The organism is Streptomyces sp. MMS24-W38 (assembly GCF_059889265.1).
Map to the genome: position 1 here is coordinate 1,275,547 of NZ_JCBCPP010000001.1, position 13,380 is coordinate 1,288,926.

Here is a 13,380-nt window from a genome sequence, read left to right on the forward strand (position 1 = left end):
GCAGCGATGGCCCGCCGCAGCACGAAGACCCCGCCGCCCGACGACTCGTACGAGGAGCGGATCCTCGACATCGACGTCGTCGACGAGATGCAGGGCTCCTTCCTCGAGTACGCGTACTCGGTCATCTACTCCCGCGCCCTGCCGGACGCGCGCGACGGCATGAAGCCGGTGCACCGCCGCATCGTCTACCAGATGAACGAGATGGGCCTGCGCCCCGACCGCGGCTATGTGAAGTGCGCGCGCGTGGTCGGCGAGGTCATGGGCAAGCTGCACCCCCACGGCGACGCGTCGATCTACGACGCCCTGGTGCGCATGGCGCAGCCCTTCTCGATGCGGGTCCCGCTGGTCGACGGCCACGGCAACTTCGGCTCCCTGGGCAACGACGACCCGCCGGCCGCCATGCGGTACACCGAGAGCCGGATGACCGAGGCCACGAGCCTGATGACCGAGTCCATCGACGAGGACACGGTCGACTTCGCGCCCAACTACGACGGCCAGGAGCGGGAGCCGGTGACCCTGCCCGCCGCGTTCCCGAACCTCCTGGTGAACGGGGCGTCGGGCATCGCGGTCGGCATGGCCACCAACATGCCGCCGCACAACCTCCGCGAGGTGATCGCGGCCGCCCGGCACCTGATCCGGTATCCGAACGCCGATCTCGACGCCCTGATGCGCCATGTGCCGGGCCCCGACCTGCCGACGGGGGGCAGGATCGTCGGCCTCCCGGGCATCCGGGACGCGTACGAGAAGGGCCGCGGCTCCTTCAAGATCCGTGCGACGGTCACTGTGGAGGACGTGACGGCCCGCAGGAAGGGCCTGGTCATCACCGAGCTGCCGTTCACGGTCGGCCCGGAGAAGGTGATCTCCAAGATCAAGGACCTGGTCGGCTCGAAGAAGCTCCTGGGCATCGCCGACGTCAAGGACCTCACCGACCGCGCGCACGGTCTGCGCCTGGTCGTCGAGATCAAGAACGGCTTCGTGCCGGAGGCGGTCCTGGAGCAGCTGTACAAGCTGACGCCCATGGAGGAGTCCTTCGGCATCAACAACGTGGCCCTGGTGGACGGCCAGCCGCTCACCCTGGGCCTCAAGGAACTGCTCGAGGTCTATCTCGACCACCGCTTCGAGGTCGTACGCCGCCGCTCGGAGTTCCGCCGCGGCAAGCGGCGCGACCGTCTGCACCTGGTCGAGGGCCTGCTCACCGCCCTGGTGGACATCGACGAGGTCATCCGCCTCATCCGCTCCAGCGAGAACTCCGCGCAGGCGAAGCAGCGTCTGATGGAGCGCTTCTCCCTGAGCGACATCCAGACGCAGTACATCCTGGACACCCCCCTGCGCCGCCTCACCAAGTTCGACCGCATCGAACTGGAGGCGGAGCAGGAGCGGTTGAACAAGGAGATCGAGGAGCTGACCCGCATCCTGGAGTCGGACGCGGAGCTGCGCAAGCTGGTCTCGGCCGAACTGGCCGCGGTGGCCAAGAAGTTCGGCAACGACCGCCGTACGGTCCTGCTGGACGCGTCCGCCGCCCCGGTCGCCGCCGTGCCGCTGCAGGTGGAGGACGCTCCGTGCCGGGTGCTGCTGTCCGCCACGGGCCTGCTCGCCCGTACGGCGAACGCGGAGCCGTTCCCCAAGGGCGCGCACGCCAAGCGGGTCAAGCACGACTTGATCGTCTCGGCGGTACCGGCCACGGCCCGCGGCGAGGTGGGGGTGGTCACCTCGGCGGGGCGCCTGCTGCGGGTGAACGTCATCGACCTCCCACAGCTGCCGGAGTCGATGCCGACCCCGAACCTCTCAGGTGGGGCGCCGGTTTCGGAGTTCGTCTCCCTGGAGGACGGTGAGCGGGTGGTCTGTCTGACGACGCTCGACGAGTCGTCGCCGGGCCTCGCTCTCGGTACAGAGCAGGGCGTCGTCAAGCGGGTGGTGTCCGACTACCCCTCCAACAAGGAGGAGCTGGAGGTCATCGCGCTCAAGGAGGGCGACCGGATCGTCGGCGCCGTCGAACTGCGCACGGGCGAGGAGGACCTGGTCTTCATCACCGACGACGCGCACCTGCTGCGTTATCAGGCCGCGCAGGTCCGTCCGCAGGGCCGTCCCGCCGGCGGTATGGCGGGCATCAAGCTCGCGGAGGGCGCGAAGGTCATCGCCTTCACGGCGGTCGATCCGGCGGTGGACGCGGTGGTGCTCACGGTCGCGGGCTCACGCGGCACGCTGGACGACTCCGTCCAGACCACGGCCAAGCAGACCCCGTTCGACCAGTATCCGCGCAAGGGCCGGGCCACCGGCGGGGTGCGCTGCCAGCGGTTCCTCAAGGGCGAGGACTGCCTGTCCCTGGCCTGGGCCGGTCCCGCTCCGGCCCGCGCCTCACAGAAGAACGGCGCTCCGGTCGACCTGCCGCAGCCCGACCCGCGCCGCGACGGCTCGGGAGTGCCCCTGCCGCAGACGGCGGCGGCGGTGGCGGGACCGTCCTGACCCCGCCCACCGGCACCGGCACCGGCGGGGCGCCCTAACCCCGCTGGTCGTCGGGCTCCCGCACGTAGCGCAGAACGCCCCACATGCCCTGCTCGTCGGCGTGCGGGGCGTCGGCGACGCAGGCCTCCAGCTCCTTGCGGAGCGTGGCTGCGTCGATGCCGGTCCCGATGAGCACCAGCTGCGTCAGCCGCTCCGCGCCGGCCGGCCAGGCTTCCGGGTAGAACCGCAGGAACCGGCCGACGGCGTGCACGGCGTACCGGTTCCCGGTGTCGTACGGCCCGAAGTCGATGTACCCCTTGATCCGGTAGAGCCCTTCCGGCCGGCTGTCGAGGAACCGGATCAGTCGCCGGGGGTCGAGGGGCGCGGCGGAGGCGAAGGACAGGCTGTCGTATGCGGCGTGCAGGTGCCCGGGGTGCTCGTCGGCGTCGGCGGGGCCGTGCCGGGGCAGGTCGTCGAAGGAGAGCTGCCCGACGCGTTCCTCACTGGGCCTGCAGTCGAAGAGGAACTCCGGATCGACACGGCCGTGCGTGGCGGGAACGACGGCGGCGCGGTCGACGAGCGACCGCACGACGTCGAGCACGCGCTCCGCGTCCTTTGCCCGGTCGAGTTTGTTCACGACGACCAGATCGGCCAGGCCGAGATGCCGGTCGATCTCGGGGTGCCCGGCGCGTGTCCGCGCGAACTCGGCGGCGTCCACGACCTCGACGAGCCCGCCGTACACGATGCCGGGGTGCTCGCTGGCGAGCACCATCCGTACGAGTTCCTGCGGCTCGGCGAGACCGCTGGCCTCGATGACGATGACGTCGATCCCGGCGGACGGCCGTGCCAGCCGCTCGAGATAGACGTCCAGCTCGCTGCCGTCGACGGCGCAGCACAGACACCCGTTTCCGAGCGAGAGGGTCGAGTCGCCGAGCGCGCCAGCCACGGCCATGGCGTCGATCTCGATGGCACCGAAGTCGTTGACGACGGCCCCGATACGGCTGCCACCACTGTGGTGGAGGAGGTGGTTGAGCAGGGTGGTCTTTCCGGATCCGAGAAACCCGGCCAGGACGACGACCGGAATCTGCCGACCGCTGCTGCGCTCCACTCCGCGACCCCTCTCACACCCTCGCGTACACCGGCTCGCGCCTCGGCGTATGTCCGCGAACCGACTGACCCGCCAGGATATGCGCGGCCGACCGGCTCGTGCTCCGCCGCCGGAACGGGGTACCCGTGAGCCGGAAAGCCCCCTCGGAACAACTCAGGTTAGGCTCACCTCTGTGAGTACGTGCTCAACCCTGTCCCGCGAGCTCGACGAGCCCGTCGCGGGAACCGCGGCCACCGCGAGGACCTGGCTCCTGCTGGAGCAGCCCGGCCCGTGGGGCGCCAAGGCGCTCACGTCGAGCCACCTCGACCCCGCTCTGGGCCGCGCCCTGGAGGCCGCCACGAAGGGCACCGGAGTGCGGATCGCCCTCATCCGGCGCCCGGGACGACACGCGGACCCCCGGACGCCCGCCACCCGCCGGGTGTACGCGGCCCACACCGTTCCGGGAAACACGTGGCTGCACGCCGCCGCGACCACGGCCCCCGAGCGGCTGCTCGACCTCGACTTCGCCGCTCTCGGCAGGGGGCAGAGCGGCACCTTCGACGCGGCGCTCGGCGGACGGCCGCACGACGGGGACCCGCTCGCCCTCGTCTGCACCAACGGCAAACGCGATCGCTGCTGCGCGCTCCTCGGACGGCCCCTGGCGGCCGAACTCACCGCCTCCGGGGTCCAGGGCGTCTGGGAGGTCACCCATCTGGGCGGACACCGGTTCGCACCGACGGTGCTCGTGCTGCCCCACGGCTACGCGTACGGCAGGGCCGGGGCGCATACCGTCAAGGAGGCGCTGCACGGCGCTCAGGAGGGCCGGATCGTCGTGAAGGGGTGCCGCGGGAGCTCCGCCTGGGAGCGCCCCGGCCAGGCGGCCGAGCTGGCCGTGCGTACCGAGGTGGGCGAGTACGCCGCCGAGGCACTGACCGTCGTACGGACGGACGGCGCGGCACCGCGCTGGCAGGTGCTCGTCGCGCACGTCGACGGGCGTCGGTGGCGGGTGGAGGTGGCGCAGGGCGCGTCCCTGCCGCCCCGCGCGGAGAGCTGCGGGGCGTCGGTGCTGGGCTCACCCGCGCGGATGGACGTGGTGGCGGTGCGCGAGGTGACCGTGGCGGCACTCGCGAGCTGACCGGCCGCGCGCGATTCCTCACGGACGACGGCTCCTCCTCGCGGGTCCTCCTCGCAGGTGCGGGGCGATCCGCGCCACATCCGCGCTGCCCCGGCGCCCACCCACGTACCGTCATGGACATGCGCACCACCCCCCTCACCCGCCGCCTGCGCCTGCCGCGGCGGGTCTTCTCGCAGGTCCTGCTGATGCAGCTGGCGATCGCCGCGGGAGTCGCGGTGCTCGCGACCGGACTGTTCCTCGCCCCGCTCGGTGCCCAGCTGGACGACCAGGCGATGCGCCGCGCGCTCGCCATCGCCCAGACCACCGCCCAGCAGTCACAGATCGCGCGGGACCTGCGGAGCACGTCGCCCACGCCGGACGGGCCGGTGCAGCGGGAGGCGGAACGGATCCGGAAGGCCACCGGCGCCGAGTACGTGGTGGTGCTGGACCGCCGGGGCGTGCGCTGGTCGCACACCGACCCCCGCAGGATCGGCGATCCGGTCTCGACCGATCCCGGCGAGGCCCTGGCGGGGCGCGAGGTCATGGAGATCGACAACGGCACGCTGGGGCGCTCCGCACGCGGCAAGGTCCCGCTGCGCGACGGCGACGGCGAGATCATCGGGGCGGTCTCGGTCGGCATCGCCTACGACAGTGTCCGGGCCCGGCTGATCCACGCGATCCCGGGGCTCTTCGCGTACGCGGGCGGGGCGCTGGCCGTGGGCGCGCTCGCGGCCTGGCTCGTCTCCCGGCGGGTGCAGCGGCAGACCAGGGACCTGGCCTTCTCCGACATCGCGGCGCTGCTCGCGGAACGCGAGGCGATGCTGCACGGCATCCGTGAGGGCGTCGTCGCCCTCGACCGCACCGGCCGTGTCCGCCTCCTCAACGACGAGGCCCGGCGCCTGCTGGACCTCGGTGACGAGGCCGTGGGCCGCTCCCCCGACGAGGCGCTCGGCACGGGCCGGACGGCCGACGTGCTGGCCGGCCGGGTGACCGGCACCGACCTGCTCACCGTCCGCGGGCAGCGCGTCCTGGTCGCCAACCGCATGCCGACCGGCGACGGCGGCGCCGTGGCCACCTTCCGCGACCGTACCGAGCTGGACCGGCTCGGCCGGGAACTGGACTCCACGCGCGGGCTGATCGACGCGCTGCGCGCCCAGGACCACGAGCACGCCAACCGCATGCACACCCTGCTCGGGCTGCTCGAACTCGAGATGTACGACGACGCCGCGGAGTTCGTCGGCGAGGTCGTCGGCGACCACCGGGCGACGGCGGAGCAGGTCACCGAGAAGATCCGCGACCCGCTGCTCGCCGCCCTGCTGGTGGGCAAGGCGACGGTCGCGGCCGAGCGGGGCGTGGCCCTGTGGATCTCGGACCGGACCCGGCTGCCGGACCGGCTGATCGACCCAAGGGGCCTGGTCACCGTCGTCGGGAACCTGGTGGACAACGCGCTCGACGCCGTCGCGGGCGCACCGCACGCGCGCGTGGAGGTCGAACTGCGCGCCGAGGGACGTACGGCGGTGCTCGGCGTGCGCGACACCGGACCTGGAATTCCCGCGGAGCAACGCGAGTTGATCTTCACTGAGGGCTGGTCCACCAAGAAGCCGCCGGACCACCGCGAGCGGGGCATCGGGCTCTCCCTCGTCCGCAGGCTCGCCGAACGCCAGGGCGGCACCGCGGTCGTGGACGAGGCGGACGGCGGGGGCGCGGAGTTCACCGTGGTCCTGCCCGAGGCACTGACCGAGCCGGGCCCGCCGGCCGCCCTCACCGGGGCGCCCGTCCCCGTGTTCGTCCCCCTGCCCGTCCCGCAGACCACCAAGGAGGAGCCGTGATGATCGAGGTCCTGGTCGTGGACGACGACGTCCGGGTCGCGCACGTCAACGCCGCCTACGTCGAGAAGGTGCCCGGTTTCCACGCGGCCGGTGAGGCGCACAGCGCGGCCGAGGCGCTCACACTGCTGGAGACGCTCCCCCGGCTGGATCTGGTGCTCCTGGACCACTGTCTGCCCGACCGGACGGGCCTCGAGGTCCTCCAGGAGATGCGCGGGCGCGGCCACCAGACCGATGTGATCATGGTGACGGCGGCGCGGGACGTGTCCACCGTGCAGGCGGCGATGCGGCAGGGCGCACTGCAGTACCTGGTCAAGCCGTTCGCCTTCGCCGGGCTGCGCGCCAAGCTGGAGGCCTACGCGGAACTGCGCCGCACCCTGGACGGCGGTGGCGAGGCGGAACAGGCCGAAGTGGACCGCATCTTCAGCATCCCGTCGGCGTCGGCGCCGGCGGAGCCCGGTCTGCCCAAGGGGCACTCCCCCACCACCGCGGAACTGGTACGCCAGAGCCTGCTGAACGCCGGCGGCCCGCTGTCGGCCCAGGAGCTCGCCGACCGCACAGGGGTGAGCCGCCAGACCGCGCAGCGCTATCTCAAGCTCCTGGAGCGCACGGGACGGGCCACGATGACCCTCAAGTACGGCGACGCGGGCCGCCCGGAACACCTTTACGTGTGGGCGGGCCGCGTCTGAGGACACGGGAGACCCCGGGGCCCGGGCGTCACACCGCCCCCGCGCCGGTCAGCGACCGTACCTCGCTCTCCGCGTGCTTGGCCTCGTCGGGGGCCTCGGCCGAGGTGACCGTGCCGAGCCAGCCCGCCAGGAAGCCCAGCGGGATGGAGACCAGGCCGGGATTCTGGAGCGGGAAGAGCTGGAAATCGACATCCGGGAACAGGGAGTCAGGGCTGCCGGAGACCACCGGGGACAGCAGCACCAGCACCACGGCCGGGACCAGGCCGCCGTAGACGGCCCACACGGCACCACTGGTGGTGAACCCCCGCCAGAACAGGGAGTAGAGCAGCACGGGCAGGTTGGCGGAGGCGGCCACGGCGAAGGCCAGCCCGACGAGGAAGGCGACGTTGAGGTCGCGGGCCAGCAGGCCGAGCGCGATCGCGAGCACGCCGATGCCGACGGCTGCCACCCGGGCCACGGTCACCTCACTGTGCGGCTTTCCGCGGCGGCGCAGGGACGCGTACAGGTCGTGGGCGACGGACGCCGAGGAGGCGAGCGTGATCCCGGCGACGACGGCGAGGATCGTGGCGAAGGCGACCGCTGCGACGATCGCGAACAGAACTGTTCCACCGGTGGAGTCGGCGCCGCCGCCGAGGTCGAGCGCCAGCAGGGGAACCGCCGTGTTTCCGGCCGCGTTGGACCCGCGCACGGCCTCCGGTCCGACGACGGCGGCCGCGCCGAACCCGAGGACGATCGTCATCAGGTAGAACCCGCCGATGAGCCCGATCGACCAGACGACCGAGCGCCGTGCCGCCCGCGCGGTCGGAACGGTGTAGAAGCGGGACAGGATGTGCGGCAGCCCCGCCGTACCCAGCACCAGGGCGAGCCCCAGACTGACGAAGTCGAACCGGGAGGTCCAGTCCCCGCCGTAGGCGAGCCCGGGGGCCAGGAACGCCTCCCCGTGACCGCTGCGCTCGGCCGCCGTGAGCAGCAGGCGGTTGAAGTCGCCGTGGAACCGGAGCAGGACGAGGACGGTCAGCGCGATGGTGCCGCCGAGCAGCAGGACTGCCTTGACGATCTGGATCCAGGTGGTGGCCCGCATCCCTCCCATCGAGACGTAGACCACCATGAGCGCGCCGACCCCGACGACGGTCCAGGCCTGCGCCGCCTCGCTCTGGCCGCCGAGCAGCAGCGCGACCAGGCTGCCCGCACCCACCATCTGCGCCACCAGATACAGCACGGACACGGTGACCGACGAAGTTCCCGCGGCGATGCGCACGGGCCGTTCCCGCATCCGCGCCGCCACCACGTCGGCGAGGGTGAACCGCCCGCAGTTGCGCACCAGTTCCGCGACCAGGAACAGGACCACGAGCCAGGCCACCAGGAAGCCCACCGAGTACAGCATCCCGTCGTAGCCGAAGAGCGCGATCAGCCCGGAGATACCGAGGAAGGAGGCGGCCGACATGTAGTCGCCGGCGATGGCAAAACCATTCTCCAGCGGCGAGAAGAGCCGGCCACCGGCGTAGAACTCCTCGGCCGATCCCTGTCGTCTGCGGCTCACCCAGGTGGTGATCCCCAGTGTGACCGCGACGAACACGCTGAACAGCAGCAGTGCCAGCGTCTGGTGATCCCCCGTCATGAGGCACCGCCTTGCTCCCGCGCCAACTCCTGGGTTTCCCAGCGGAGTTCCAGCGCGGCCCGGTCCCTGCGCAGCCGCGCGTGCCGGGTGTAGGCCCAGGTGAGCAGGAAGGTGGTCAGGAACTGGCCGAGCCCGGCGAGCAGCCCCACGTTCACGGCGCCGGCCACCGGTCGGGCCATGAGGTCCGGCGCGGCCGTGGCGGTGACGACGTACGCCACGTACCAGGCGCAGAAGACGACGACCGCCGGGACCACGAACCTCCGGTAGCGGCTGCGCACTTCCTGGAACGCCACGCTGCGCTGCACCTGGAGGTACACGTCGGCCGCGTCCGCGACCCCCTCCGGCCGGCGTGCCGCCGGTTCCGCCGCCGGCCTCACCGCCGGAAGCGCCGGGTGCACCGCCGTCGGCGCTCCGGTGCCGGCCGGCTCACCCCAGCCCGAGGCGAGGGCGTCGTACCAGGGATCGTCGTAACCCACGTCTGCGGGACCGCCTCCACCCGGGTGGGGACGATCATTGCTTTGCTGCATGCCCAAGGATGGACAGAACGGGAAGATCCCCGACTCTTCTTCCCGTTCCACTTCACCCCATCAGGTGACGGTGTGCCCGCTACGCGTCGATGCGCGACCGGTCGAGCGTCGCCGCCGAGTTGGAGATGAACTCCTTGCGCGGAGCGACGTCGTTGCCCATGAGCAGGTCGAAGACCTGCTCGGCGGAGTCCAGATCGGTGAGGTTGATCCGGCGCAGGGTGCGGTGACGCGGGTCCATGGTGGTCTCGGCCAGCTGGTCGGCGTCCATCTCGCCGAGGCCCTTGTAGCGCTGGATCGAGTCCTTGTAGCGGATGCCCTTGGTCTGGAAGTCCAACAGCTTGTCGCGCAGCTCACGGTCCGAGTACGTGTAGACGTACTTCTCCTGCCCCTTCTTGGGCTGGACGAGTTCGATGCGGTGCAGCGGCGGCACCGCGGCGAACACACGGCCGGACTCGACCATGGGCCGCATGTAGCGGTGGAACAGCGTCAGGAGCAGGGTGCGGATGTGGGAGCCGTCCACATCGGCGTCGGTCATCATGATGATCTTGCCGTAGCGGGCCGTGTCGATGTCGAAGGTCCGCCCCGATCCAGCCCCTATGACCTGGATGATCGCGCCGCACTCCGCGTTCTTCAGCATGTCCGTCACGGACGACTTCTGAACGTTGAGGATCTTGCCGCGGATCGGCAGCAGCGCCTGGAACTCTGAGTTCCGGGCGAGCTTGGCCGTACCGAGCGCGGAGTCCCCCTCGACGATGAACAGCTCACTGCGCTCGACGTCGTCGCTGCGGCAGTCGGCCAGCTTGGCGGGCAGGGAGGAGGTTTCCAGTGCGGTCTTGCGGCGCTGGGCGTCCTTGTGCTGGCGGGCGGCGATACGGGTACGGGCCGCGGCGACGGCCTTCTCCAGGACGACCCGGGCCTGCTGGGCGTCGTCGCGCTTGGTGGAGGTCAGGAAGGCCTTGAGCTCTCGGGAGATCACCGTGTTCACGATGCGGCGGGCCGCCGATGTGCCGAGGACCTCCTTGGTCTGGCCCTCGAACTGCGGCTCGGCCAGGCGGACGGTGACGACGGCCGTGAGGCCCTCCAGGGCGTCGTCCTTGACGATGTCGTCCTCGGCCACGCGCAGCAGCTTCTTCGCGCGCAGCACCTCGTTCACGGTCTTGGCGACGGCCTGCTCGAATCCGGCGACATGGGTGCCCCCCTTGGGGGTGGCGATGATGTTGACGAACGACCGGAGCGTCGTGTCGTAGCCGGTCCCCCAGCGCATCGCGACGTCGACACCGAGTTCACGGGTCATCTCGGTGGGTGTCATCTGGCCGTGCTCGTCCAGAACCGGGACCGTCTCCTTGAAGGTGCCCTGCCCCGTGAAGCGCAGGGTGTCGCAGATGGCCTTGTCGGTGGCCAGGAACTCGCAGAACTCGCTGATGCCGCCGTCGAAGCGGAAGGACTCCTCACCTTTGCTGTCGCCGTCGCCGAGCCCGTACTCGTCACGGACGACGATGGTCAGCCCCGGCACCAGGAATGCGGTCTGGCGGGCACGCTGGTGCAGGGTCTCCAGGGTGAGCCTGGCGTCCTTGAGGAAGATCTGGCGGTCGGCCCAGTAGCGCACACGGGTGCCACTACGGGTCTTCGGGATCTTCTTGGCCTTGCGCAGTCCGCTCCCGGCCTCGAACTTCGCGTCGGGGCCGGCGGCGGCGAAGGCGCCGGGGACCCCACGGCGAAAGCTGATCGCGTGGGTGTGCCCGCCGCGGTCCACCTCGACGTCCAGCCGCGCGGACAGCGCGTTGACGACGGACGCGCCGACGCCGTGCAGTCCGCCGGACGCGGCGTACGAGCCGCCGCCGAACTTGCCGCCGGCGTGCAGCTTGGTCATGACGACCTCGACACCGGAGAGGCCGGTCTTGGGTTCCACGTCGACCGGGATGCCGCGGCCGTTGTCCCGGACCTCCACCGAGCCGTCGTCGTGGAGGACCACCTCGATGTGGTCGCAGTGGCCCCCGAGGGCCTCGTCCACCGAGTTGTCGATGATCTCCCACAGGCAGTGCATCAGACCGCGGCTGTCGGTCGATCCGATGTACATCCCGGGGCGTTTCCGCACGGCCTCGAGCCCCTCGAGGACGAGCAGGTGCCGCGCGGTGTAGTTGGAACCGTCCCGGTCTGCTCCTGCCAGCAGCGCTGTGGACGGCACGGACGTCTCGGCGGTCACGCGGTTCGCTCCTCGCTGAATTTCAGATGGGGCCCTCATGGGTAAGGGCACGTCACTTGTCACCGGTGAGAGGGTACCGAGGCCTGGTAGAGCCGTTGTAACGCCACCCTCGTCTGAAACGTAGACTAGTCGAGAGTCGTATACCTGTTCGATCCCTCAATGGAGTGAAGCACACATCACGTTCCCTTCCAGGCATGAACCATTTAGGCTCCGGGCACGTCCTCAAGAACAACCGGCAACCCAGCCGGGAGGGCCGACCACCACTGATCCGACGCGAATCCGTACGACGACACAGCCACGCGATACGGCACATTCGCCCCCAACCGGCAGCACCCAGCCACCTCGGAAAGAATTTTTCGAGAAGAAGCCACGAGCGGGAACGTTTTGGGGCTGGTTGGATGTTGACCCTGGTACGACAGCTCGTCGAGCTAGAGAAGAGGCGACGTGACTACTGTTCTGACCCCCGCGAGCCCGCTGACGGCCGCCGATCGCTGCGACCGCTGCGGCGCCCAGGCATACCTGCGCGTCGTCCTGCTGAGCGGCGGAGAACTGCTCTTCTGCGCCCACCACGGCCGCAAGTTCGAGCCGGAACTCAAGAAGATCGCCGCCGAGATACAGGACGAGACGGAGCGGCTGACCTCGCCTTCGGCGAGTGCCGCCGAGGAAGAGCGCTGACACCTCGCGCACCACGACGGGACGGCCCGACACGGGCCGTACGGGGAGGGCGGCCGCCTCCGCTTCGGAGGCGGCCGCCCTCCCCGTACGCGAGAAGTACCCGGGATGCGCCCGAGAACGCGCTTCCCCGCGAGCCGCCCGGAACCCTGCTCAGGGCCCTCCAGGCGCCTCGAGGCGCCCCCTCGCGACTGTCATGCCGACGCTCGACCGAGAGTCCGCGCGACATCGGACACACGCGTGTAGACCCCCGGGCTGCCCGCCCAGCCGCAGCCGCTCCCCCAGGACACCAGGCCGATCAGCCGTCCCCGGGCCACCAGCGGCCCGCCGCTGTCCCCCTGGCAGGCGTCCGGCCCGCCGGCCTTCTCGCCGGCGCACAGCATGGTCCCCGCGTGATACCTGCCTTCGTCACCGTCCGGGTACGCGGCCTCGCACAGGGTGTCGCGCAGGACGCGCACACGTGCCGCGTGCAGGCCGCCGGCGAAGGTACCGGCGCCTGTGGTGTCGCCCCAGCCGTAGACGGTCGCGGTCGTACCGACCTGGTACCCGGGATCACCCGCGGCGGCCATGCCGATGACCGACTCCGAGGGCAGCGCCGTGGCCAGGGTGAGTACGGCGAAGTCGCCGGAGTTGCTGACCGGGTCGTAGCCCGGGTTCACCCAGGTCTCCCGGACGGCTATCTCCTCACCCCGGTCCGAGAGCAGGTCCGTACGGCCCGAGATCACCCTGAGGTCGGGCACCCGGTCCGGCGCCGCCCCCAGGACCTCCTCGTCCATGCAGTGGGCAGCGGTGAGCACGGTGGTCCGGCCGACGGCCACACCGCCGCAGAACTGTCCCGCCCGGGTACCCCCGAACCGGTCACGGCTGGCCAGTGCCACCGTCCACGGACTCTCGGACACATCGACCGGGAATCCTCCGACGACGACACCGCCCGGGACCGCTGGAACCGCCGGAGCGGCCGCTGCCAGCGGTATCGCGGTCGCTGCGGCGGCGAGGACCAGTGGTCGGGCCAGAATCCGAGCTAGGCGATGACGCATGCGCACTCCTCACACTGGGGCGTTGATGGGACACCCAGAGTGATTCACCTCGTCACACCGCGCACCCGCGGAACACCGCTGAGGCCCGGTCCCGAGAACGGGACCGGGCCTCAGCGGACACACGGCTCGACGCCTTGGTGGACGCGCCTCGTACGGCGGTCCGCC

At 71.0% G+C, this 13,380-nt stretch carries 10 protein-coding genes; 5 read left to right on the forward strand and 5 right to left on the reverse strand.

All coding sequences use genetic code 11. The features are described from left to right. Positions 1 to 6: 6 nt before the first annotated feature. Positions 7 to 2,463, forward strand: a complete 2,457-nt coding sequence (locus tag AC6F7H_RS04530) for a DNA gyrase/topoisomerase IV subunit A (RefSeq protein WP_500755357.1) — start codon at positions 7 to 9, stop codon at positions 2,461 to 2,463. 34 nt (positions 2,464 to 2,497) lie between these two features. Here the strand turns inward: AC6F7H_RS04530 and AC6F7H_RS04535 are convergent, their stop codons facing one another. Further along, positions 2,498 to 3,550 (reverse strand): CobW family GTP-binding protein, encoded by a 1,053-nt coding sequence (locus AC6F7H_RS04535; protein ID WP_500755359.1) that lies wholly within the window; start codon positions 3,548 to 3,550, stop codon positions 2,498 to 2,500. Positions 3,551 to 3,722: 172 nt separating this feature from the next. Between AC6F7H_RS04535 and AC6F7H_RS04540 the strand changes: the two genes are divergently transcribed. From AC6F7H_RS04540 to AC6F7H_RS04550, 3 genes are all read left to right on the forward strand, one after another. Next, positions 3,723 to 4,664, forward strand: a complete 942-nt coding sequence (locus AC6F7H_RS04540) for a ferredoxin family protein (RefSeq protein ID WP_500755360.1) — start codon at positions 3,723 to 3,725, stop codon at positions 4,662 to 4,664. 119 nt (positions 4,665 to 4,783) lie between these two features. Next, positions 4,784 to 6,472, forward strand: a complete 1,689-nt coding sequence (locus tag AC6F7H_RS04545) for an ATP-binding protein (RefSeq protein WP_500755361.1) — start codon at positions 4,784 to 4,786, stop codon at positions 6,470 to 6,472. Next, positions 6,472 to 7,158 (forward strand): response regulator, encoded by a 687-nt coding sequence (locus AC6F7H_RS04550; RefSeq protein WP_500761652.1) that lies wholly within the window; start codon positions 6,472 to 6,474, stop codon positions 7,156 to 7,158. The genes AC6F7H_RS04545 and AC6F7H_RS04550 overlap by 1 nt, the downstream gene beginning before the upstream one ends. A 28-nt stretch (positions 7,159 to 7,186) precedes the next feature. Here AC6F7H_RS04550 and AC6F7H_RS04555 read toward each other — a convergent pair whose 3' ends face one another. The 3 genes from AC6F7H_RS04555 to AC6F7H_RS04565 form a co-directional block, all read right to left on the reverse strand. Then, entirely contained in the window at positions 7,187 to 8,776 is a 1,590-nt protein-coding gene (locus AC6F7H_RS04555; RefSeq protein WP_500755363.1) for a monocarboxylic acid transporter, read from the reverse strand. Next, entirely contained in the window at positions 8,773 to 9,303 is a 531-nt protein-coding gene (locus AC6F7H_RS04560) for a DUF485 domain-containing protein (RefSeq protein ID WP_500755364.1), read from the reverse strand. The genes AC6F7H_RS04555 and AC6F7H_RS04560 overlap by 4 nt, the downstream gene beginning before the upstream one ends. Positions 9,304 to 9,382: 79 nt before the next feature. After that, the gene (locus tag AC6F7H_RS04565) at positions 9,383 to 11,506 is read right to left on the reverse strand and encodes a DNA gyrase/topoisomerase IV subunit B (protein WP_500755365.1); all 2,124 of its coding nucleotides are present in this window, start codon (positions 11,504 to 11,506) and stop codon (positions 9,383 to 9,385) included. A gap of 444 nt (positions 11,507 to 11,950) precedes the next feature. On the opposite strand from AC6F7H_RS04565, the gene AC6F7H_RS04570 reads away from it, so the two are divergent. Continuing rightward, positions 11,951 to 12,181: a DUF7455 domain-containing protein gene (locus AC6F7H_RS04570; protein ID WP_109380133.1), complete on the forward strand. Its 231-nt coding sequence runs from the start codon at positions 11,951 to 11,953 to the stop codon at positions 12,179 to 12,181. A gap of 191 nt (positions 12,182 to 12,372) precedes the next feature. Here the strand turns inward: AC6F7H_RS04570 and AC6F7H_RS04575 are convergent, their stop codons facing one another. Further along, a complete protein-coding gene (locus AC6F7H_RS04575) occupies positions 12,373 to 13,215 on the reverse strand; it encodes a S1 family peptidase (protein ID WP_500755367.1) in 843 nt (280 codons plus the stop codon). Between the last annotated feature and the right edge of the window lie 165 nt (positions 13,216 to 13,380).

What these genes read in the sequence shown, in the direction of transcription:
- AC6F7H_RS04530 (WP_500755357.1), top strand. Translation starts at nt 7, where the DNA reads ATGGCCCGCCGCAGCACGAAGACCCCGCCGCCCGACGACTCGTACGAG.
- AC6F7H_RS04545 (WP_500755361.1), top strand. Translation starts at nt 4,784, where the DNA reads ATGCGCACCACCCCCCTCACCCGCCGCCTGCGCCTGCCGCGGCGGGTC.
- AC6F7H_RS04550 (WP_500761652.1), top strand. Translation starts at nt 6,472, where the DNA reads ATGATCGAGGTCCTGGTCGTGGACGACGACGTCCGGGTCGCGCACGTC.
- AC6F7H_RS04555 (WP_500755363.1), bottom strand. Translation starts at nt 8,776, where the DNA reads ATGACGGGGGATCACCAGACGCTGGCACTGCTGCTGTTCAGCGTGTTC.
- AC6F7H_RS04560 (WP_500755364.1), bottom strand. Translation starts at nt 9,303, where the DNA reads ATGCAGCAAAGCAATGATCGTCCCCACCCGGGTGGAGGCGGTCCCGCA.
- AC6F7H_RS04575 (WP_500755367.1), bottom strand. Translation starts at nt 13,215, where the DNA reads ATGCGTCATCGCCTAGCTCGGATTCTGGCCCGACCACTGGTCCTCGCC.